Annotated in this window: 18 protein-coding genes; 3 read left to right on the forward strand and 15 right to left on the reverse strand. The window is 62.3% G+C overall.

Annotated features, from left to right (window positions below):
• Positions 1–217: 217 nt before the first annotated feature.
• From PVZ80_RS27880 to truA, 9 genes are all read right to left on the reverse strand, one after another.
• Entirely contained in the window at positions 218–985 is a 768-nt protein-coding gene (locus PVZ80_RS27880) for an SDR family oxidoreductase (RefSeq protein ID WP_435307299.1), read from the reverse strand.
• A 5-nt stretch (positions 986–990) separates the two neighbouring features.
• Positions 991–2,202, reverse strand: coding sequence for an O-succinylhomoserine sulfhydrylase (locus PVZ80_RS27885; protein ID WP_009048109.1), 1,212 nt, complete (start codon positions 2,200–2,202; stop codon positions 991–993).
• 33 nt (positions 2,203–2,235) lie between these two features.
• Entirely contained in the window at positions 2,236–3,741 is a 1,506-nt protein-coding gene (purF, locus tag PVZ80_RS27890; protein ID WP_009048108.1) for an amidophosphoribosyltransferase, read from the reverse strand.
• 41 nt (positions 3,742–3,782) lie between these two features.
• A complete protein-coding gene (locus PVZ80_RS27895; protein ID WP_009048107.1) occupies positions 3,783–4,340 on the reverse strand; it encodes a CvpA family protein in 558 nt (185 codons plus the stop codon).
• A gap of 98 nt (positions 4,341–4,438) precedes the next feature.
• Positions 4,439–5,119, reverse strand: coding sequence for an SPOR domain-containing protein (locus tag PVZ80_RS27900; RefSeq protein ID WP_101282074.1), 681 nt, complete (start codon positions 5,117–5,119; stop codon positions 4,439–4,441).
• A complete protein-coding gene (folC, locus tag PVZ80_RS27905) occupies positions 5,103–6,410 on the reverse strand; it encodes a bifunctional tetrahydrofolate synthase/dihydrofolate synthase (RefSeq protein ID WP_273864853.1) in 1,308 nt (435 codons plus the stop codon). The genes PVZ80_RS27900 and folC overlap by 17 nt, the downstream gene beginning before the upstream one ends.
• Positions 6,407–7,327, reverse strand: a complete 921-nt coding sequence (gene accD / locus PVZ80_RS27910) for an acetyl-CoA carboxylase, carboxyltransferase subunit beta (protein WP_257374360.1) — start codon at positions 7,325–7,327, stop codon at positions 6,407–6,409. The genes folC and accD overlap by 4 nt, the downstream gene beginning before the upstream one ends.
• A gap of 268 nt (positions 7,328–7,595) precedes the next feature.
• Complete coding sequence (locus PVZ80_RS27915) at positions 7,596–8,219, reverse strand: phosphoribosylanthranilate isomerase (protein WP_009048104.1); 624 nt, start codon at positions 8,217–8,219, stop codon at positions 7,596–7,598.
• 64 nt (positions 8,220–8,283) lie between these two features.
• The gene (truA, locus tag PVZ80_RS27920) at positions 8,284–9,108 is read right to left on the reverse strand and encodes a tRNA pseudouridine(38-40) synthase TruA (protein ID WP_016704910.1); all 825 of its coding nucleotides are present in this window, start codon (positions 9,106–9,108) and stop codon (positions 8,284–8,286) included.
• A gap of 230 nt (positions 9,109–9,338) precedes the next feature.
• On the opposite strand from truA, the gene PVZ80_RS27925 reads away from it, so the two are divergent.
• A complete protein-coding gene (locus PVZ80_RS27925) occupies positions 9,339–9,998 on the forward strand; it encodes a M24 family metallopeptidase (protein WP_273864854.1) in 660 nt (219 codons plus the stop codon).
• 78 nt (positions 9,999–10,076) lie between these two features.
• On the opposite strand, the gene PVZ80_RS27930 is transcribed toward PVZ80_RS27925, so the two are convergent.
• From PVZ80_RS27930 to leuC, 6 genes are all read right to left on the reverse strand, one after another.
• Entirely contained in the window at positions 10,077–12,674 is a 2,598-nt protein-coding gene (locus PVZ80_RS27930; RefSeq protein WP_273864855.1) for a FimV/HubP family polar landmark protein, read from the reverse strand.
• Between the two features lie 202 nt (positions 12,675–12,876).
• Complete coding sequence (locus PVZ80_RS27935; RefSeq protein ID WP_009048100.1) at positions 12,877–13,887, reverse strand: aspartate-semialdehyde dehydrogenase; 1,011 nt, start codon at positions 13,885–13,887, stop codon at positions 12,877–12,879.
• A gap of 184 nt (positions 13,888–14,071) precedes the next feature.
• Entirely contained in the window at positions 14,072–15,184 is a 1,113-nt protein-coding gene (gene asd, locus PVZ80_RS27940) for an aspartate-semialdehyde dehydrogenase (protein WP_007921989.1), read from the reverse strand.
• 54 nt (positions 15,185–15,238) lie between these two features.
• Positions 15,239–16,321, reverse strand: coding sequence for a 3-isopropylmalate dehydrogenase (gene leuB, locus PVZ80_RS27945; protein WP_009048099.1), 1,083 nt, complete (start codon positions 16,319–16,321; stop codon positions 15,239–15,241).
• 228 nt (positions 16,322–16,549) lie between these two features.
• On the reverse strand, positions 16,550–17,194 hold the full coding sequence (gene leuD / locus PVZ80_RS27950; protein ID WP_009048098.1) for a 3-isopropylmalate dehydratase small subunit: 645 nt from the start codon (positions 17,192–17,194) through the stop codon (positions 16,550–16,552).
• A gap of 10 nt (positions 17,195–17,204) precedes the next feature.
• The gene (gene leuC, locus PVZ80_RS27955) at positions 17,205–18,623 is read right to left on the reverse strand and encodes a 3-isopropylmalate dehydratase large subunit (RefSeq protein WP_009043027.1); all 1,419 of its coding nucleotides are present in this window, start codon (positions 18,621–18,623) and stop codon (positions 17,205–17,207) included.
• Between the two features lie 145 nt (positions 18,624–18,768).
• Here leuC and PVZ80_RS27960 point away from each other — a divergent pair, with 145 nt between their 5' ends.
• Together PVZ80_RS27960 and PVZ80_RS27965 are read left to right on the forward strand one after the other, a co-directional pair.
• A complete protein-coding gene (locus PVZ80_RS27960) occupies positions 18,769–19,659 on the forward strand; it encodes a LysR family transcriptional regulator (RefSeq protein ID WP_009048097.1) in 891 nt (296 codons plus the stop codon).
• Between the two features lie 81 nt (positions 19,660–19,740).
• Complete coding sequence (locus PVZ80_RS27965) at positions 19,741–23,019, forward strand: EAL domain-containing protein (RefSeq protein WP_009048096.1); 3,279 nt, start codon at positions 19,741–19,743, stop codon at positions 23,017–23,019.
• The last annotated feature ends 90 nt before the right edge of the window (positions 23,020–23,109 follow it).

Below are 23,109 nucleotides of genomic sequence, written 5' to 3' on the forward strand. Positions count from 1 at the left end.
TCGAACCGCCGACCCTCTGCTTGTAAGGCAGATGCTCTCCCGGCTGAGCTAATCACCCTTTGCTTCGTTGAGGCCGCGAAATTTACGCAGATACCGATGCTAAGTCAATACCCTGCTTGAAGTTTTTCTGAAAAAGACAAAATCACGACAATGCCTGCAAAAGGGATCAACAACGCCGGCGACCTCAAGCCGCGCTCGCTACGCCCTTCACATGCCATCAATCGCGATAAATCATTTTCTTGCTCATGCCGCCGTCGACCACGAACTCCTGGCCAGTGACAAAACCGGAGTTCTTCGACAACAGCCACGCCACCATCGCCGCCACATCTTCGACCGTCCCTACCCTGCCTGCCGGATGCTGAGCATGATCGGCATCGCTCAAAGGTTCGGCCCGACGCGCCGCCGGATCCCGCGCATCGATCCAGCCAGGACTGACCGCATTGACCCGAATCTCCGGCCCCAGACTCATGGCTAATGCATGGGTCAAGGCCAGCAGGCCGCCCTTGCTCGCCGCATAGGCTTCAGTGTCGGGTTCCGACTGCCGGGCGCGGGTAGATGCCAGGTTGACGATGGCTCCGCCATGAGCGCGCAAATACGGCGCACAATGCTTGGCCAGGAGCATCGGACCGCAGAGGTTCACCGCCAGTACCCGATTCCAGTAAGCCAGGTCGAGGCTTTCCAGGGTGATGTTGCGTGGATCGGCGACCGCCGCATTGCACACCAGCGCATCGAGGCGCCCGAACTGCCCCAGCACTTCGGCGACCCCCAGCGCGACCTGCGCTTCATCCGCCACATCCATGCCGATGAACCAGGCGCTGTCACCCAGGACCTTGGCCACCTGGGAGCCGCGCACGCGGTCCAGATCGGTCAACACCACCTGCCAGCCCTCGCTGATCAGCCAGGCGGCAATGCCCAGGCCGATACCGCGTGCCGCGCCAGTCACCAGCGCGACGCGGCCGTTGGCAATGCTCTGCTGTTCGGACAACTCGATCACAAGGCTGCCAAGCCGCGCGCCAGATCGGCTTGCAGGTCCACCACATCCTCAAGGCCGACAGCGATACGAATCAGGCTGTCACGAATGCCCGCCGCTTCACGCTCTTGCGGCGCCAGACGGCCGTGAGAGGTGGTGCTCGGGTGAGTGATGGTGGTCTTGCTATCGCCCAGGTTGGCGGTAATGGAGATCAGGCGAGTGGCGTCGATAAAACGCCAGGCCCCTTCCTTGCCACCCTTGACCTCGAAGCTCACCACCGCACCGAAACCACGCTGCTGACGCTTGGCCAGCTCGTATTGCGGATGGCTTGGCAGACCGGCGTAGTGCACTTTCTCGATGCCGTCCTGCTGCTCCAGCCATTCGGCCAGGGCCTGGGCGTTGGCACAATGGGCGCGCATACGCAGGTTGAGGGTTTCGAGGCCCTTGAGGAAGATCCAGGCGTTGAACGGACTCAGGGTCGGCCCCGCGGTACGCAGGAAACCCACCACTTCTTTCATTTGTTCGCTGCGGCCAGCCACCACACCGCCCATGCAACGACCCTGGCCGTCGATGAACTTGGTTGCCGAGTGCACCACCACGTCCGCGCCCAGCTTCAGCGGCTGCTGCAGTGCCGGGGTGCAGAAACAGTTGTCGACCACCAGCATCGCGCCCTTGGCGTGAGCCACTTCGGACAGCGCAGCGATATCCACCAGCTCGGCGAGCGGGTTGGACGGCGACTCAACGAACAGCAACTTGGTATTGGCCTTGATTGCCGCATCCCAGCCGGACAAGTCCGCCAGGGGCACGTAATCGACCTCGATACCGAAGCGTTTGAAATACTTTTCGAACAGGCTGATGGTCGAACCAAACACACTGCGCGAAACCAATACATGATCGCCCGCGCTGCACAAACTCATGACCACCGAGAGAATGGCCGCCATGCCGGTGGCCGTGGCCACGGCCTGCTCGGCGCCCTCCAGGGCGGCGATGCGCTCTTCGAACGCTCGCACGGTCGGGTTGGTGTAGCGGGAATAGACATTGCCCGGCACCTCGCCGGCAAACCGCGCGGCCGCATCGGCGGCCGTACGGAACACGTAGCTGGAGGTGAAGAACATCGGATCACCGTGCTCCCCTTCCGGGGTACGGTGTTGGCCGGCGCGCACGGCCAGGGTATCGAAAGCTACGCCATCAAGGTCGCTGTCCAGCCGACCGGCATCCCAATCCTGACTCATGCCGCCTACTCCTTATGTCTTTAGTGCTCTAAATCAGTTGTTGTACAGATCGATGATCGCACTGACCGCCTGGGTCTTGGCCTTGGAGGCATCGTTACGTGCGTTTTCGATCTTGTTCAGGTAGGCCTCGTCGACGTCGCCGGTGACATACTTGCCATCGAACACCGCGCAGTCGAAGCTCTCGATCTTGATCTTGCCGCCACCGACCGCTTCGATCAGGTCAGGCAGATCCTGATAGATCAGCCAGTCGGCACCGATCAGATCGGCCACATCCTGAGTCGAACGATTGTGTGCGATCAGCTCGTGAGCACTCGGCATGTCGATGCCGTATACGTTCGGGAAACGCACGGCAGGCGCCGCGGAGCAGAAGTAGACGTTCTTCGCACCGGCTTCACGGGCCATCTGGATGATCTGCTTGCAGGTGGTGCCGCGAACGATCGAGTCATCCACCAGCATCACATTCTTGCCACGGAATTCCAGCTCGATGGCATTGAGTTTCTGGCGCACGGATTTTTTCCGCGCAGCCTGGCCCGGCATGATGAAGGTCCGGCCGATGTAGCGGTTCTTCACGAAGCCTTCGCGGAACTTGACGCCCAGGTGGTTCGCCAGCTCCAGCGCTGCGGTGCGGCTGGTATCCGGAATCGGGATGACCACGTCGATATCGTGATCCGGACGCTCGCGCAGGATCTTCTCGGCCAGCTTCTCACCCATGCGCAGGCGTGCCTTGTACACCGACACACCGTCGATGATCGAGTCCGGACGCGCCAGGTAGACGTGTTCGAAGATGCATGGAGTCAGTTTCGGATTGGTCGCGCACTGGCGGGTGTGCAGCTTGCCGTCTTCAGTGATGTAGACCGCTTCGCCCGGCGCCAGATCGCGGATCAGGGTGAAACCCAGCACATCCAGGGACACGCTTTCGGAGGCGATCATGTACTCGACGCCTTCGTCGGTGTGACGCTGACCGAAAACGATCGGGCGAATACCGTGAGGGTCGCGGAAACCGACGATGCCATAACCGGTGACCATGGCCACTACCGCATAACCGCCAACGCAACGGTTGTGCACGTCGGTCACGGCGGCGAACACGTCTTCTTCGGTCGGTTGCAGCTTGCCGCGCTGGGCCAGCTCGTGAGCGAAGACGTTGAGCAGGACTTCCGAATCGGAATTGGTGTTGACGTGGCGCAAGTCAGATTCGTAGATCTCCTTGGCCAGCTGTTCAACGTTGGTCAGGTTACCGTTATGCGCCAAAGTAATGCCGTAAGGCGAGTTGACGTAAAACGGTTGAGCTTCGGCCGAAGTCGAGCTGCCAGCGGTCGGATAACGCACATGGCCAATACCCATGTGACCGACCAGGCGCTGCATGTGCCGTTGATGGAAAACGTCACGGACCAGGCCGTTGTCCTTGCGCAGGAATAACCGGCCATCATGGCTGGTCACGATACCGGCAGCGTCCTGGCCGCGGTGCTGGAGGACGGTTAGCGCGTCATACAGCGCCTGATTGACGTTCGACTTACCGACGATACCGACGATGCCACACATGCGACGCAACCCCTACTTAATGAAACTGAACTGAACACATCTTACTGAGGCGTTTTGGCCGGTAAGAGTTGTTCCTTGAACGGTATTTCAGCGGGTACGCTGATACCGCTGGCCAGCCACTGACTGCTCCACCCCAATATGAGGTTTTTTGACCAGTCTGCAACCAATAGAAATTGTGGCACCAGTCGCGACTGCTGCCACCAGGAATCCTGTTGTACCGGCCCCAGGCTCAATAGCCCGACTGCCACGACCACCAGCAACGCGCCACGCGCCGCGCCGAAGGCCATGCCCAGGAATCGATCGGTCCCGGATAGCCCGGTGACGCGAACCAATTCGCCGATAAGATAATTGATCATTGCGCCCACGATTAAAGTGGCGACAAACATGATGGCACAGCCCGCGATCACGCGAGCAGAGGGAGTCTCGATGTATCCGCCGAGGTATTCGGACAGAGAGCCACCAAACATCCAGGCAACGACTCCTGCGACGATCCAGGTAAGCAGCGACAGCGCTTCTTTGACGAAGCCGCGGCTCAAACTGATCAAAGCGGAGATGGCGATGATTGCAACGATCGCCCAGTCAACCCAGGTAAATGGCACAGTGCAGCCTACAGACGGATAAGGCGGCGCATTTTAACAGAGCGCATGGCCGTCGGTAAGCTGCGATTCACTGTGCTTTGCAAATCAAGGCGATAGCCTTAACCGCGTTCAGGCTGGAAGCGCACGACAAAACCCTTGAGGTTCTGCTGACGGCTCAGCAAATCGCGCAGGCGGTCTGCCTCGGCCCGCTCGATCAACGGACCGACGAATACCCGGTTCTTGCCATCGGCGGAACGGATATAGGCGTTGTAACCCTGGCTGCGCAAGGTTTTCTGCAGGTTTTCAGCACTTTCCCGACTGGACAGGCTGGCCAGTTGCACCGACCAACTGACCGACAGGCCATTCGCATCGACACGGCTTGGGGTCGCATCGGGCTTGGCTGGCGCCGCGGCAATCGGCTGGGCCGGAGCCGGCTTGGGCGCGGGTGCAGGCGGTGGAGCCACTGGCTTGCTCGCAGCGACTGGCGGCGGCGCCGGAGTCGGGGCTGGAGCTGCAACAGGGGCACTTGGAGCAATCGGCATCGAAGGCGCGGCCTGCTGGGCCACCTCTTCATCGGTGGGTACCGGCTCTTGTGGCAACGCCTGTGGCTCAGGCACCGCCACAGGCTCGACCTGGATCTGGGTTACCGCGGGGGCCTGAGGTACTGCCGGCGCTTCGACATTGACATGCCGCTGCTCATCTTCGCGGGAAAACAGCATCGGCAGGAAAATCACCGCCAACGCCACCAGAACCAGGGCCCCAACCATTCGCTGCTTGTAGACGTTATCCAGCATAGCCATGTGCAGCTTCCTCCGTGGAGCGCCGGGCGAGCCACTCGAGCGCCTCGGCAACACAATAAAAAGATCCGAACAGCAGAATCTCGTCTTCGGCCGTAGCCTGCGCACACTGCCCTTCCAAAGCAGCGGCGACACTCTCGTAAGACGTTACCGAAGCCCCAAGGTTCTCCAGTGCCGCCTGCAAGTCCGCAACGGGACGCGCGCGGGCAGAATCCAGCGGCGCCACCGCCCAATGCTCGACACAGGCATCCAGACGGGCAACCACGCCTTCCAGATCCTTGTCCGCCAACAGGCCGAATACCGCCAGGCGCTTGCCCGCCACGGGGCGGCGCATCAGGCGTTCAACCAGATATTCCGCGGCATGGGGGTTGTGCCCGACATCCAGCAACAGGTTCAGGCGCTTGCCCTGCCATTCGAGCTGACGGCGATCCAGGCGCCCGACCACTCGCGTCTGCCGCAAGGCTTCGGCGATGCGCTCGGCCTGCCAAGGCAGCCCCAGCAGCAAATAGGCCTGCAAGGCCAGCGCAGCGTTCTCCATGGGCAGATCGAGCAGCGGCAGATCCCGCAATTCGACGGCATTGCCCTGCGCATCGAGACCACGCCACTGCCAGTTCGCCTCGGTAATCCCCAGGTCGAAATCACGACCGCGCAGGAAGAACGGGCAGCTCAGCTCACGCGCCTTATCCAGCAGGGGTTGAGGGGGATTCAGGTCACCACAGAGCGCAGGCGCGCCCTGGCGGAAAATGCCGGCCTTCTCGAAGGCCACGGATTCACGGGTGTCGCCCAGGTAATCGGCATGGTCGACGCCGATACTGGTGACCAGCGCCAGATCGGCATCCACCAGGTTGACCGCATCCAGGCGCCCGCCCAGGCCGACTTCCAGCACCACCGCATCGAGACCGGCGCGCTGGAACAGCCAGAAGGCCGCCAAAGTACCCATCTCGAAATAGGTCAGGGAAATCCCCCCACGCCCGGCCTCGACCGCGACAAAGGCCTCGCACAGCGAGGCATCGCTGGCTTCGACGCCATCGATCTGCACGCGCTCGTTGTAGCGCAACAGATGGGGAGAATTGTAGACACCGACCTTCAGCCCCTGGGCTCGCAGCAAGGACGCCACGAACGCACAGGTAGAACCCTTGCCGTTGGTACCGGTCACCGTGATGACCCGAGGCGCCAGCCTGCCCAATCCCATGCGGGACGCTACTTCTTGCGAGCGCTCCAGCCCCATATCGATGGCTGACGGATGCAACTGCTCAAGGTAGGCAAGCCAGTCGCCAAGGGTACGTTCGGTCATATGTTTGCAGGCACCGGTGGCACCACGATCGCTTCGACGGGCGCAGCCACGAACTCAGGCGTCGGCAAGCCCATCAGCTGAGCCAGCAGGTTGCCCAGGCGCGGACGCAGTTCCTGGCGCGGGATGATCATGTCGATGGCGCCATGCTCCAACAGGAACTCGCTGCGCTGGAAACCTTCCGGCAGTTTTTCCCGCACGGTCTGCTCGATCACGCGTGGACCGGCGAAACCGACCAGGGCCTTGGGCTCGGCGACAATCACGTCGCCCAGCATCGCCAGACTGGCGGAAACGCCACCGTAGACCGGGTCGGTCAGCACGGAAATGAATGGCAACCCTTCTTCACGCAGACGCGCCAGCACCGCGGAGGTCTTGGCCATTTGCATCAGGGAGATCAGCGCTTCCTGCATCCGAGCACCGCCGGAAGCGGAGAAGCAGACCATCGGGCAACGCTTTTCCAGCGCGTAGTTGGCAGCACGCACAAAACGCTCGCCGACGATGGCGCCCATGGAACCGCCCATGAAGGAGAATTCGAACGCCGATACCACCACCGGCATCCCCAGCAGGGTACCGCTCATGGAAATCAGCGCGTCCTTTTCACCGGTCTGCTTCTGGGCCGCGGTCAGGCGATCCTTGTACTTCTTGCCGTCGCGAAACTTCAGACGGTCTACCGGCTCCAGGTCGGCACCCAGTTCGGTACGGCCTTCAGCGTCGAGGAAAATGTCGATGCGGGCGCGAGCGCCGATGCGCATGTGATGGTTGCACTTAGGGCAAACGTCCAGGGTCTTTTCCAGCTCCGGACGATACAGCACCGCCTCGCAGGATGGGCACTTGTGCCACAGACCTTCAGGCACCGAGCTTTTCTTCACCTCGGAACGCATGATCGAAGGGATCAGTTTGTCTACTAACCAGTTGCTCATGCTTTCTTTCTCCAGTACCGGCGGCCCGAACGCTCTGGTTCGCGGCCCCGCGTATGCCCTTGAGCTAAATTCATGTGTGCGGCGATGATCTGTTCGCTACCGCGGTCAGCGCGAGCTTGACCTGCCTGTACCGAACGGCTCCTCAGCCATCCCGGCAACCCCCGGATAGAGCGGTTGCCACTTCGATTTCGGCCCGCCCAGCGACGGTGCCGGCCTGTTTTGTACAGTGGTGTTATGGACGGCGGCAGACTGCCAGCCGTCACATCGACTAACAGCTGCCGCGAACGGCCTGCATAAATGCGCGAATCTTTGCGTGATCCTTGATGCCCTTGCTCTGCTCCACCCCACCGCTGACATCCACCGCGTAGGGGCGAACCTGTGCTATCGCCTGGCCGACATTCTCGGCAGTCAAGCCACCGGCCAGGATGATCGGCTTGCTCAAGCCTTGCGGTACCAGTGACCAGTCGAAGGCTTCGCCGGTTCCACCGGGCACGCCCTCGACATAGGTATCGAGCAGAATGCCGCTGGCCCGCGCATATGCTGCGCAACTGCCGGCAATATCGTCGCCGGCCTTGACTCGCAGCGCCTTGATGTAGGGCCGGTGATAGCCCTCGCAGTCCGCCGGCGTTTCATCGCCATGAAACTGCAACAGGTCCAGCGGTACTGCATCGAGGATCTCGCCCAGCTCGCAGCGGCTGGCATTGACGAACAGGCCCACGGTGGTCACGAACGGCGGCAGCGCGGCAATGATTGCCCGCGCCTGTTGGACGTTCACCGCCCGCGGGCTCTTGGCGTAGAACACCAGCCCGATGGCATCGGCCCCGGCCTCGACCGCCGCCAGCGCATCCTCAATGCGGGTAATCCCACAAATTTTGCTGCGAACGGCTGACATGTCGTTTAAACCTCAGGGCAAATCCGGGGAAAGTCCCGGATGGTAGCAAATGCTTTTCCGGGCGTCAGCCGTCAAGTTCCGAGAAGCCGGTGAGGAAATGTGGCCCGATGTATCGCTCGGGCAATTCGAACTCATCGTGGTACTCGACCTGCACTAGATACAGCCCGAAAGGATGCGCCGTCACCCCGCCCGTGCGGCGAATCCGGCTCTCCAGAACTTCCCTGGCCCACTCGACCGGACGCTCGCCCGCGCCGATGGTCATCAGCACCCCGGCGATATTGCGCACCATGTGATGCAGGAACGCGCTGGCGCGGATATCCAGGACAATCATCTTGCCGTGGCGGGTGACCCGCAGATGGTGGATTTCCTTGATCGGCGACTTGGCCTGGCATTGCCCGGCGCGGAACGCACTGAAATCGTGGGTGCCCACCAGATGCTGGGCGGCTTCGGCCATCCGCTCGACATCCAGCGGGCGGTGGTTCCAAGTGATCTCCTCGTTCAGGTGCGCCGGACGGATCTGGTCGTTGTAGATCACGTAGCGATAGCGGCGGGCAATTGCCTTGAACCGCGCATGAAAATGCGCCGGCATGACCTTGGCCCAGCTCACACTGATGTCGTGGGGCAGGTTGATATTGGCCCCCATCACCCACGCCTTCATCGAACGCTCGGCCTGGGTATCGAAGTGCACCACTTGCCCGCAGGCGTGCACGCCGGCGTCGGTACGCCCGGCGCAAGACAGCAGCACCGGCGAATCCGCCACCCGGGACAGCGCCTTTTCGAGGGTTTCCTGGACACTCGGGACACCGGAAGCCTGACGCTGCCAGCCGCGATAACGCGAGCCCTTGTATTCGACACCCAACGCGATTCTGAAAAAGCCTGCGGCCGCCATTTCGGCGGCCGCGTTATCTATATTTGCCAAGAACTTACAGCCTGCTGATATGCGCAAAGGCGGCCATTATAAGGCGCGCGCAGACAGACGCCATGCGCGGCCCGCTTTTAGTTGAGGTTTGCCGATTATGCGCCGGCGGGCGTAAACAGGATTGCGTGAAAACCGGGACCAACGCTATATAGACAAATATATAGCGATAAGCATAAATCCACTCGACCGGGACCTGACCAATGACCGCCATCAACAAGGAGGCCGTGGGCCTCGCCTATACCCTGCAGGGCATGCTTCACGCCAAGCACAAGACCTGGGAAGCCATCACCCAGATAGCCGCACGCATCCGGCCAGGCATGCTCGAGTCCCAGGCTCACGCGCTGGGGCTGGAGGTGCTTGCAGAGCTGGGCATGGACAGGATCTGGCATCCGGCGCTGGTGCGTTTTGGCGCAAACACCCTGAAGACCTTCAAGCAACGCTCCGAAGGCGATCCGGTACTGGGCGACAATGACATCTTCTTTATCGACCTGGGGGTGGTCTGGGACCGTCACGAAGGCGATTGCGGCGCGACCTTCGTCATTGGCAACGATCCCGAGATGCAAGCCTGCGCCGCGGCAGCCCAAACCCTGTTCGAACGGGTCCGCGATCACTGGAGCGAGCACAAGGTGGCCGGCCCCGCCCTGTATCGCTATGCCGAAGAACAGGCGAGCGCCATGGGCTGGGTGCTGAATCTGGAGATCAAGGGGCACCGGGTCAGCGACTTCCCCCATGCCATTTATCGAGCGGGCGACCTGGGCAACTTCGAGGCGTGCCCCAACGTCGGCCTGTGGATTCTGGAAATCCAGATCGCCCACCCTACCCGGTCGTTCGGCGCCTTCTACGAAGACCTGTTGGCCTGACAGCACAAGCACTGTCATTGACCCGGAAACAAAAACGGCAGCCTCGATGGCTGCCGTTTTTTTGCTGCTACCGCTGACTCAGACCAGACGCGCGAGCATTTCCTTGGCTTCGCTTTTCTGACCGTCGTTACCTTCGCTGATGACTTCGCCGAGAATGTCCCGCGCGCCATCGTTATCGCCCATGTCGATGTAGGCCTGGGCCAGATCGAGCTTGGTCGCCACTTCGTCGGCGCCGGAAAGGAAATCGAAATCCCCTTCGTCAGCACTGCCCGCGGCGTCTTCCGCGGTAAAGGTCGGCTCGGCCAATTCCGGCTGCTCAAGGCTTTGCGACAAGCGATCCAGCTCGGCGTTGACATCGTCCAGCTCGGACACGAAAGCATCCTTGGCAGCGGGCTGGGCATCCATCTCGTCCGCCAGGGACAAGTCGAAGTCCGCAGGCAGTTCAAGATCGTCGAGCGCAGCTTCAGTCACCGTCGGCACTTCGGCAGCCGGCAGATCCTTCAGGTCGTCATCCAGGCTGAGAAGGAAATCCTCATCGGCTTGCGCCGCAGCAGGCAGGTCCTCACCCAGATCCAGGTCGAAATCCGACAGGTCGTCCAGGCTTTCCTTGGCTTCGGTTTGCTGCTGCAGCACCGACTCGAAACTCAGGTCGTCATCCAGCGGGAAGTCGTCCAGCTCGGGCTCAGCTTGAGTCGAAGCAGCAGGAGCAGCCGGTGCCGCTGGAGAGGCCGCCTCCAGATCGTCCAGGCTCAGATCGAAATCGGTATCCAGGTCGTCGACAGCTGCTGCCGGCGCAGGCTCCTGTGGCTCGTCGAGCAACAGTTCCTTGACGTATTGAGCATCCAGCGCCGCCGCTGCAGCAGCCGCGCCGAGACCTGCAGCCGCCACCGCAGCCATTGCCGGGAAACGGCTTTTCAGTTGCTCGACTTCAGCGTGGTTCTTGCCATTGGCCACCAGCTGACGTTCCTGGGCCACAAAAGCGCTGCGATCGCCCTGATGGCCATAGACTTCCATCAGCTTCAAACGCAACTCGCTACGCTGTGGCTCCAGCTTGACGGCCTCCTCCAGGATCGCCGCCGCCTGGTTCAGGCGACCGCCATCGATATGGGACTGGGCCTGATCCAGCACATCGACCGGATGCTCGACCGCAGCAGCCACCGGCGCCGCGGTCACCATAGGCGCCACGGCTGGAGCTGGAGCTGGAGCTGGAGCTGGAGCTGGAGCCAGCTTGACGCTCGGCGGTGGAACTTCAAGGCCTTCGAAGCTGCTTTCCGGCAGATCCAGGTCCTTGGACAGCTCAGCCTCTTCGGACAGGGCACGCGCCATGCGCAGGTGTTTTTCTGCTTCCAGCTGAGCCTTGCGGCGACGAGCCAGCAACAGCAGCAACAACAGCACCAAGATTGCCCCGCCACCCGCCAGCCCCAAGAGGATCGGGTTGGTCAGCAAGTCATTGAATTTGCCTTCATCGGACGCCGGCGCTTGCGCCTGGGCCGCTTCAGCCGGGGCCTCGCCCGCAGCTGCCGCAGGATCGGTCACTGGCGCTGCCGGGGTCGCCGGCTGCTCGGCCAGTTGCGCCGGCATGGCCGCGGTCGGTTGTGCTGGCGCCACGGCACCCGCCCCTTCCGCCTGCAATTTGGCCAACTGGTCGTTCTTCAATTCGATCAGGCGTTGCAGCTTGTCCAGCTGGCTCTGCAGATCCGTCATGCGGCTTTTCAGCTCGGCATTATCGCGACGGGCCGCATCGAGGCTTTCCTGAGTCACTGCCAGCTTGTTGCTCAGCGCCTGGCTATCGCCAGCCGCACCCTTGCCCCGCGCCTTGCCCGACTCGGCAGACACCAGGCTCAGATTATCCTTGACCGCGCCTTGTGCAGGCGCCTTGTCCGCACCAGCGCGCCGAGTGCCGTCCAGTTGCTGCTGAGCGCCGCGTGGTGCCAGGCGACGCCCCTGACGCCACGCCGTATTCTGCGCGGCGACCTCGGTGATCGCTTGTGGCTGCGGCAGGCTGGTGCTCTGCACGGCATCGGGCAGGCGCAATACCTGTCCGGTTTTCAGCCGGTTGATGTTGCCGTCGATAAAGGCATCCGGATTCAGCGCCTGGATGGCCAGCATGGTTTGCTGGACCGAACCGCCATTACGGGCCTTGGCTGCGATTTCCCAGAGGGTGTCGCGGGCCGAGGTGGTGTATTGGGCAGGTTTGTTGGCACCGGTGACCGGCGCGGCAACCGCTGGAGCCTGCGCCGCGGATTGCGCGGCCGCCTCAGCGGTTTGCGGGGAAAACTTGGACGGATCGAGCAGGACGCTGTAGTCGCGCAGCAGACGGCCATTGGGCCACATCACCTGCACCAGGAACTTGACCATCGGCTCGGAGAGCGGCTGGCTCGAAGTGACCCGCAGCACGCTCTTGCCGTTGGCATTGAGCACCGGGGTAAAGCTCAGGTCATTGAGAAAGGCCTGGCGATCGACGCCCGCCTTGGCAAAATCTTCAGGCGAGGCCAGGCTCGGCACCACCTCGGCGGCGGTGAGATCCTTGACGTCCAGCAACTCGATTTCTGCGACCAGTGGCTGGTTCAGAGTCGACTTCAGGGTCAGCTCCCCGAGCCCAAGCGCCTGCGCCATACCGGAGGACAGCGCCGACGCGGCCGCTATTGCTAACACCAGTTTGCGAACTTGAACCATAGCCTCATCCTTTGTTTGAACATTCCTCGGCCAGCGAGAAGGTGTTGTAGCGCTGCCGTAAGGCATTGCGTGCGGCCTGAAGGGCCGCTTCGCGCGATTATGTCTGCATGCCTTGGAAGAGCGCGACGACAGCTCACCTCCAGCAACCAGCCAAGCATAGCGCCCAGCTAGAATCATTCTGCAAATTGTTGCCAAGTATCTTTTACAGAAGGTCTTTTATCAACAACTCAGCCAGCTGCACCGCGTTGAGCGCAGCCCCTTTGCGTACGTTATCTGACGTCAGCCAGAGATTAAGTTCCGCCGGGTCGTCGATCCCCCCGCGCACCCGACCAACGTAGACCACATCCTGCCCGACCGCATCGCCCACCGCGGTCGGGTAGTCGCCCGCCTCGACCAGCTCGATGCCGGGCGCCGCTTCAAGCGCGGCATTGACCGCGTCCAGGTCGATCGCCGTGGCTGACTGCAGAGTCACGCTATAGCTATCGCCAAAAAACACCGGGGCTTGAACACAAGTGACAGAAATCTTTAATAAAGGCTGCGCCAGCACCTCGCGCAACTCCCGGACCAGGCGTTTTTCCAACAGGGTGTGACCGTGCTCGTCGGGCGTGCCGACCTGCGCCAACAGGTTGAAGGCCATCTGCCGGTCGAAGAAGCGTGGCTCCAATGGGCGCGCATTGAGCAGTTCGGCGGTCTGCCGTGCCAGTTCGGTTACCGCTTCGCGGCCCTGGGTGGACACCGCCAGGCTGGCGGTCAGGTTGACCCGCTGAATCTCGAACAATGCCTGCAAGGGCGCCAGGACTACCGCCAGCGACGTGGCCGCGGCGCTGGGGCTGCTCAGTTGAACGGGCTTCTTCAGGCCAGCCAGCACGCGCTCGTTGGCTTCCGGCACCAGATTCGGCGCCTGGGCCGAAGGCAATGCGCCCGACAGGTCGATCACCGCGCAATTGGCCGCCGTGGCCCGCGGGGCGAAGCTCAGGGTCACCGCCGGGCCGGCAGCGAAAAACGCCAGCTGTACCTTGCTGAAATCGAACTCGTCGACCTCGCGCACCCGCACATTTTTTCCACGAAACGGCACCGAATGCCCCGCCGACTCACTGCTGGCCAGCAGGTGCAGGTTGGCGATCGGAAAATCGCGCTCTTCGAGAATCTGGACGAGGGTTTCGCCGACAGTACCGGTGGCACCGATCACGGCGATATCGAAGGACTGGTTCATGGTGCTACCTCTGGCGAAACGGGGGGAGCGGCACTTTACCCGGCGCTTGGGGGCGAGGCAATTTATCAGACCTGACACATCAGACTTTTCGCAAACATGCTCATAGCCAGTAATCAGCAGCGGCTCCGACATAAAAAAGCCCGCGCCTCTTGCAAGGAGCGGGCTCTTTCAACGCATCAGAGGATCAACGCTCGAGCAGGATCCGCAGCATGCGGCGCAGCGGTTCGGCGGCGCCCCACAGCAGCTGGTCGCCGACGGTGAACGCACCGAGGAACTGCGAGCCCATGTTCAGCTTGCGCAGACGCCCCACCGGGATGTTCAGGGTGCCGGTGACCTTGGTCGGGCTCAGCTCCTGCATGCTGATATCGCGCTGGTTCGGTACCAGCTTGACCCAAGGATTGTGCTGGCTGATCAACCCTTCGATATCGGCGATCGGCACGTCCTTGTTCAGCTTGATGGTCAGCGCCTGGCTGTGGCAGCGCATGGCGCCGATGCGCACGCAGATGCCATCGACCGGGATCGGGCTCTTGAAGCGACCGAGGATCTTGTTGGTCTCGGCCTGGGCCTTCCACTCTTCGCGGCTCTGGCCGTTCGGCAGTTCCTTGTCGATCCACGGGATCAGGCTGCCGGCCAGCGGTACGCCGAAGTTTTCGGTCGGGTAGGCATCGCTGCGCATGGCTTCGGCGACCTTGCGGTCGATGTCGAGGATGGCGCTGGCCGGGTTGGCCAGGTCATCCGCCACGGCGGCGTGGGTCGCGCCCATCTGCTTGATCAATTCACGCATGTTCTGCGCGCCGGCACCGGACGCCGCCTGGTAGGTCATGGCGCTCATCCACTCCACCAGACCCGCTTCGAACAGGCCGCCCAGGCCCATCAGCATCAGGCTGACGGTGCAGTTGCCGCCGATGTAGTTCTTGGTGCCGGAATCCAGCTGCTGGTCGATGACCTTGCGGTTCACCGGGTCGAGGATGATCACCGCGTCATCCTGCATGCGCAGGCTGGAAGCGGCATCGATCCAGTAGCCCTGCCAGCCGGCTTCGCGCAGCTTGGGGAAGACTTCGCTGGTGTAGTCGCCGCCCTGGCAGGTCAGAATCACGTCGAGGGTCTTCAGCTCTTCAATGCTGTAAGCGTCCTTGAGCGGAGCAATGTCCTTGCCCACGGACGGGCCTTGGCCACCGACATTGGAAGTGGTGAAAAACACCGGCTCGATAAGATCGAAGTCCTGCTCTTCCAGCATCCGCTGCATGAGCACGGAACCGACCATACCGCGCCAACCGATCAGACCTACACGTTTCATCGCAACTACACCTATACAAAAGTGGGCCACCGTCTGAGCGGTGGGCCCGAAAGATTACAGATTCCGCAGCGCGGCGACTACTGCATCGCCCATTTCCTGCGTACCTACCTTGGTGCAACCGGCCGACCAGATGTCGCCAGTGCGCAATCCCTGGTCCAGTACCAGGCTCACGGCCTGCTCGATGGCATCCGCCGCATCGTTCAGGTTGAAGCTGTAACGCAGCATCATCGATACCGACAGAATGGTCGCCAGCGGGTTGGCGATGCCCTGCCCGGCGATGTCCGGCGCCGAACCGTGGCATGGCTCGTACATGCCCTTGTTGTTGGCATCCAGCGACGCCGACGGCAGCATGCCGATGGAACCGGTGAGCATCGACGCTTCGTCGGAAAGAATGTCGCCGAACATGTTGTCGGTGACGATCACGTCGAACTGCTTCGGTGCACGCACCAGTTGCATGGCGGCGTTGTCGACGTACATGTGGCTCAGCTCGACATCCGGGTAATCCTTGGCCACCTGCTCGACCACTTCGCGCCACAGCTGGCTGGACGCCAGGACGTTGGCCTTGTCCACCGAGCAGAGCTTCTTGCCGCGCACACGGGCCATGTCGAAGCCGACACGAGCGATGCGACGGATTTCACTCTCGCTGTACGGCAGGGTGTCGTAGGACTGACGCTCGCCGTTATCCAGTTCGCGGGTGCCGCGTGGCGCGCCGAAGTAGATACCGCCGGTCAGCTCACGGACGATGAGGATGTCCAGGCCGGAGACGATTTCCGGCTTGAGGCTGGAAGCATCGGCCAGTTGCGGATAGAGGATCGCCGGACGCAGGTTGCCGAACAGGCCCAACTGCGCGCGGATCTTCAGCAGGCCACGCTCAGGGCGGATATCACGCTCGATCTTGTCCCATTTCGGGCCGCCCACGGCGCCCAGCAGGACCGCGTCGGCTGCCCGCGCACGATCCAGGGTCTCGTCGGCCAGCGGCACGCCGTGCTTGTCGATGGCCGCGCCACCGATCACGTCGTGGCTCAGCTCGAAGCCCAGGCTGTACTTGGCGTTGGCCAGCTCCAGCACCTTGACCGCCTCGGCCATGATTTCCGGGCCGATACCGTCACCTGGGAGAATCAGAATCTGCTTGCTCATGCTTTCCTCATTTGCTCTGTCGGTGTGCTGGTCGGCACGCCCGGAAAAATACTGTTGCCTGGCCCGCGGCGTCCGCTCACTCGTAGAGAACGAAGCGCTGGCCCGAATATCAAACCCGCCATGGCTTTTTTGGCGGTTCCGGCGAGTAAAAAGCTCGCTCCTACAGGTTGTGTGTCCTTTCCTGCCGGAGCGAGCTTGCTCGCGATCACTGCGTCACTTTAACGCCGATCAGGCGTCGCGAAACAACCACGGCTGGCTGGCCCGATGCTTGGCCTCGAAAGCGGCAATCGCGTCGCCATCCTGCAAGGTCAGGCCGATATCGTCCAGGCCGTTGAGCAGGCAATGCTTGCGGAACGCATCGATCTCGAATTTCAACACCTTGCCATCGGGACGGGTCACGGTCTGGGCCTGCAGATCAATCTGCAGCTGGTAGCCCGGCTCGGCCTCGACCTGCTGGAACAGTTCATCGACTTCAGCGTCGCTGAGGATGATCGGCAGCAAGCCGTTCTTGAAGCTGTTGTTGAAGAAGATGTCGGCGTAGCTCGGCGCGATGATGCTGCGAAAACCATATTCTTCCAACGCCCAAGGGGCGTGCTCACGGCTGGAGCCGCAACCGAAGTTTTCCCGGGCCAGCAACACGCTGGCGCCCTGGTAGCGCTCGGCGTTGAGCACGAAGTCCTTGTTCAGCGGACGCTTGGAGTTGTCCTGGTACGGCTGGCCGACATCCAGGTAACGCCACTCGTCGAACAGGTTCGGGCCGAAGCCGGTGCGCTTGATCGACTTGAGGAACTGCTTGGGAATGATCTGATCGGTGTCGACGTTGGCACGATCCAAAGGCGCGACAAGACCGGTGTGCTGGGTGAAAGCTTTCATGCTGCGCTCCTTAGATCAATTCACGGACGTCGACGAAACGACCGTTGACGGCGGCAGCCGCGGCCATGGCCGGGCTGACCAGGTGAGTACGCCCACCGGCGCCCTGACGACCTTCGAAGTTGCGGTTCGAAGTCGAGGCGCAATGCTCGCCGGACTCCAAACGGTCCGGGTTCATCGCCAGGCACATCGAGCAGCCCGGCTCGCGCCATTCGAAGCCTGCCTCGAGGAAGATCTTGTCCAGGCCTTCCGACTCCGCCTGGGCCTTCACCAGGCCCGAACCCGGGACCACGATGGCCTGCTTGATGGTCGAGGCCACCTTGCGGCCCTTGGCGATGACGGCCGCGGCACGCAGGTCTTCGATCCGCGAGTTGGTGCAGGAACCGATGAATACCCGGTCCAGCTGAATGTCAGTAATCGCCTGGTTGGCGGTCAAACCCATGTATTTCAAGGCACGGACGATGGAGTCGCGCTTGACCAGGTCCATTTCCTTGGCCGGGTCCGGCACGTTCTGATCGACGGCCAGCACCATCTCGGGCGAAGTGCCCCAGCTGACTTGCGGCTTGATCTGCGCGGCATCCAGCTCGACCACGGTGTCGAACTTGGCGTCGGCGTCGGACACCAGGTCTTTCCAGGCCTCGACGGCGAGGTCCCATTCCGCGCCCTTGGGGGCGAACGGACGACCCTTGACGTATTCCACGGTTTTTTCGTCCGCTGCCACCAGGCCCACGCGGGCGCCGGCTTCGATGGACATGTTGCAGATGGTCATGCGGCCTTCGACGGACAGGTCGCGAATCGCGCTGCCGGCGAACTCGATGGCATGGCCGTTACCGCCAGCGGTGCCGATCTTGCCGATCACGGCCAGGACGATGTCCTTGGCGGTCACGCCAAATGGCAACTTGCCCTCGACCCGCACCAGCATGTTTTTCATTTTCTTGGCGACCAGGCACTGGGTGGCGAGCACGTGCTCGACCTCGGAGGTGCCGATACCGTGGGCCAGGGCGCCAAAGGCACCGTGGGTCGAGGTGTGGGAGTCGCCGCAGACCACGGTCATGCCGGGCAAGGTCGCGCCCTGCTCCGGGCCGATGACGTGAACGATGCCCTGGCGCACGTCGTTCATCTTGAATTCGACGATGCCGTATTCGTCACAGTTGTCGTCGAGGGTCTGAACCTGCAGACGCGAAACCTGGTCGGCGATGGCGCTGATGCCACCCTTGCGCTCCGGCGTGGTCGGCACGTTGTGGTCCGGGGTCGCGATGTTGGCATCGATGCGCCAAGGCTTGCGCCCGGCCAGACGCAGGCCTTCGAAGGCTTGCGGCGAAGTCACTTCGTGGATGATGTGACGATCGATATAGATCAGCGCCGAGCCATCGTCGCGCTGCTTGACCAAATGCGAATCCCAGAGCTTGTCGTAGAGCGTTTTGCCGGCCATCAGACGGTTCCTCATCATTTTCTATGCCGCGGGTCTCTGACACCGGTCAATAACCCCTTGGCTTGTGAGGCTGATGCTATGGCGTTACATTAAATAACTCAAATTCATATTTTTTATACTTTGGATAACCAACTGGAATGCGACCATGGACCTGGCCAACCTCAATGCCTTTATCGCGATTGCCGAAACCGGCAGCTTCTCCGGAGCCGGCGAACGCCTGCACCTGACCCAGCCGGCCATCAGCAAGCGCATCGCCGGCCTTGAGCAACAACTCAATGTGCGGCTGTTCGATCGCCTGGGCCGCGAAGTGGGCCTGACCGAGGCCGGACGCGCCCTGCTGCCGCGGGCCTATCAGATCCTCAACGTACTGGACGACACCCGCCGGGCGCTGACTAACCTGACCGGCGAAGTCACCGGTCGCCTGACCCTGGCGACCAGCCACCATATCGGCCTGCACCGCCTGCCGCCCCTGCTGCGCGCCTTTACCCGGCGTTACCCGGAAGTGGCCCTGGACATCCAGTTTCTCGACTCGGAAGTGGCCTACGAAGAGATCCTCCACGGTCGCGCCGAACTGGCGGTGATCACCCTGGCCCCCGAGCCCCATGCGCTGGTCAAGGCCACGCCGGTGTGGAACGACCCGCTGGACTTCGTCGCCGCCCCCGAGCATCCGCTGGTGAGCAACGGCACGGTCAGCCTGGCCGATGTTGCCCTGCATCCGGCGGTATTTCCCGGTGGCAACACCTTTACCCACCATATTGTCCAGCGCCTGTTCGAGGCCCAGGGCCTGACCCCGAACATCGCCATGAGCACTAACTACCTGGAAACCATCAAGATGATGGTGTCCATCGGACTGGCCTGGAGCGTCTTGCCCCGCACCATGCTCGATGAGCAGGTGGCGCGCATTCCTTTACCGGGCATACAGCTCACTCGCCAGCTAGGCTATATCCTGCATACCGAACGGACGCTGTCGAATGCTGCGCGGGCTTTCATGGCCTTACTGGATGCACAAGTCGATTGGCCAGGGACCAAGGCGTAAGCGTCCCAGCATGACTTATGCCACCTCCTTGATTGCCTGAACCCGCGCCTAACGCTCTTATCAGCCCAAGGCCCGCTGCTCATGCCCAAACCCGCTGACCGTCTACCGCCCATGCCGCGCATTCACGCGCTCGACCCCAAGCAGTCGGAGCAAAGCTGGGAGAGCGCTCCGCAGTTGCTCGCCGCACTCAATGGCGCACGACTGGGCGCCTGGTACTGGGACATCGAAAGCGGGCAAATCAGCTGGTCGCGGGGCACCCAGGCGCTGTTTGGCTTCGATCCGCGCCAGCCGCTGCCCAAAGACCTGGAATACCTCGACCTGCTGCCCGAGGAAGATCGCGCCAAAACCATTCGCGCCTTCCATTCGGTACTGGCCGGCGCGCCGCTGGAGCAGGCGATGCATCACCGCATCCGCTGGCCCGACGGCAGCCTGCACTGGCTGGAAATCAATGGCAGCGTGCTGCCGGACAAGCACGGCAAGCCGCGGATGATCGGGGTGATTCGCGAAATCACCCACCAACGCCAGCGGGAACAGGCCCTCAGCAGCTCGGAAAAACGCTTTGCCACGCTGTTTCACCTGTGCCCGAACATGGTGCTGCTGACCCGCCTGGAAGATGGCCTGATCAGCGAGGCCAACCAGTACTTCGAAATCCTCTTCGGCTGGCCGCTGCAGCACGTCATCGGCCGCACCACCCTCGAACTGGGCCTGTGGGTCGACCCGGAACAACGCGCGCAAATGGTCAAGGCGGTGCAGAAGCGCGGCCAGGCCGCCACCCTCGAGGTGCAACTGCGCGCCAGCAACGGGCAGATTCACGATGGCATCCTCAGCGCCCAGAAAGTCGAGCTGGAAGGCCAGGCCTACCTGCTCAGCACCTTTCTCGACACCAGCGAACGCAAGCGCGCCGAACAGGCCCTCAAGGACAGCCAGGAGCGCCTCGACCTGGCGCTGGACTCGGCCCAGCTCGGCACCTGGGACTGGCACATTCCCAGTGGCATGCTCTACGGCTCGGCCCGCGCCGCACAGCTGCATGGCCTGGAACCGATGCCGTTCCACGAGTCGTTCGATGCGTTTTTCGAGGGCGTGCCCGACGAAGAGCGCAACAGCATGCGCGATGCCTACCGCAGCCTGCGCGAAGGCCCGGCCGGCAATTATCAGTTGACCTACCGCGTACAGCTGGCCGATGGCTCGTCACGCTTTCTGGAAAGCCGTGCCCGCCTCTACCGCGATGAGCAAGGCAACCCGCTGCGCATGGCCGGGACCTTGCTGGACATCACCGAACAGGTCGAGCGCGAGCAACGCCTGGTGACGTCCGAGGAGAAGTTCGCCAGCCTGTTCCAGGTCAGCCCGGACCCGATCTGCGTCACGCTCCAGGAAACCGGACAGTTCATCGAGATCAACTCCAGCTTCACTCAGACCTTCGGCTGGACCGTCGACGAAGTGCTCAACCGCAGCGCCGACGAAATCGGCCTCTGGGACGATTCCGCGCAGCGCCTGCAGCGGGTCGAGCAGGTGATCCGCGAACAGGCGCTGAACAACGTCGCGGTGCTGGTCCGGCACAAGGACGGGCAACCCCTGACCTGCATCATTTCCAGCCGGCAGATCACCGTCGACAAACAGCCCTGCATTGTCACCACCCTGCGCGACATCACCCAGCAGCAACGCTCCGAGGCCGCGCTCAAGGCCAGCGAAGAGAAGTTCGCCAAGGCGTTCCACTCCAGCCCCGACGCCATCACCATCACCGAGCGCGACACCGGGCGCTACCTGGAGGTCAACGACGGCTTCTGCCGGCTGACCGGTTACCGCGCCGAGGAAGTGATCGGCCGCACCGTGTATCAGGTCGGCATCTGGGCCGAGGAAAAACAGCGTTCGATCCTGCTTGCCGAGCTGCAGCTCAAAGGTCGGGTCAATCACCTGGAAATGCTCGGCCGCAACAAGCGCGGAGAGATCCTGACGGTCGAGGTCTCGGTCGAACCCATCACCCTCAACGAAACCGCCTGCCTGCTGCTCACCGCGCGGGATGTCAGCCTGCTGAAAAATGCCCAGGCACAGATTCGCCACCTGGCCTACCACGACCCGCTGACCAACCTGCCCAACCGCGCGCTGCTGATGGATCGCCTGAGCCAGCAGATCGCCCTGCTCAAGCGCCACAACCTGCGCGGCGCCCTGCTGTTTCTCGACCTGGACCACTTCAAGCACATCAACGATTCCCTCGGCCATCCGGTGGGCGACACCGTGCTGAAGATCGTCACCGCGCGCCTCGAAGCCAGCGTGCGCATGGAAGACACCGTGGCGCGCCTGGGCGGCGACGAGTTCGTGGTCCTGCTCAGCGGCCTGGAGGGCAGCCGCAGCGAAGTCAGCGACCAGGTACGGGAGCTGGCCGATACCCTGCGTGAACTGCTGTCCGAGCCGATGTTCCTCGACGGCCAGCGCCTGCAGGTGACCCCGAGCATAGGCGTAGCCCTGATTCCCGATCACGGCTCGACCCCCACCGACCTGCTCAAGCGCGCCGATATCGCGCTGTACCGGGCCAAGGACTCCGGGCGCAACACCACCCAGATGTTCCACAACACCATGCAGAAAGCCGCCAGCGAGCGCCTGCGCATGGAAACCGACCTGCGCCTGGCCCTGTCCCGGGGCGAGTTCAGCCTGCACTTCCAGCCCCAGGTCGACGCCCGCGACAACCGCATCGTCGGCGCCGAAGCCCTGGTGCGCTGGCACCACCCCGAACTGGGGGCGCAATCGCCCACCGAGTTCATCAAGGTCCTGGAAGACAGCGGCCTGATCCTCGAGGTCGGCACCTGGATTCTCGACGAAGCCTGCCAGGCCTTCAGCCAGCTGATCGCCGAAGGCCTGGTGGACCCGCTCGACTTCAGCCTGTGCGTGAACATCAGCCCGCGGCAGTTCCGCCAGAACGACTTCGTCGAGCGCATAGAGCGCAGCCTGAGCCAATACCAACTGCCGTCTTCGCTGCTGAAGCTGGAAATCACCGAAGGCATCGTGATCCAGAACCTGGAAGACACCATCAGCAAGATGCGACGCCTGAAAAAACTCGGCGTGAGTTTCGCCATGGACGACTTCGGCACCGGTTATTCGTCGCTGACCTACCTCAAGCGCTTGCCGGTGGATGCGCTGAAGATCGACCAGTCCTTCGTCCGCGATGCGACCCACGACCCCAACGACGCGGAGATCGTTCGCGCCATCGTCGCCATGGCCCGCAGCCTGGACTTGAATGTGATCGCCGAAGGCGTGGAAACCGCGGAGCAGCTCGAGTTCCTGCAAGGCCTGGGGTGCCATCTGTATCAGGGTTACCTGCACAGTCGACCGCTGCCGCTGGAGGGCTTGAAAGCCCTGCTGGCCTGAACGGACGACGACACAATCACCAGCCTGACAGATCAACGGGACAGCAATTGCCAGTGTCTGGCGCAACCTGTAGGGTCGCGTTTTTTGTGA

This window comes from Pseudomonas sp. B3G-3 (genome assembly GCF_028640915.1).
Taxonomy (GTDB): domain Bacteria; phylum Pseudomonadota; class Gammaproteobacteria; order Pseudomonadales; family Pseudomonadaceae; genus Aquipseudomonas; species Aquipseudomonas chlororaphis_I.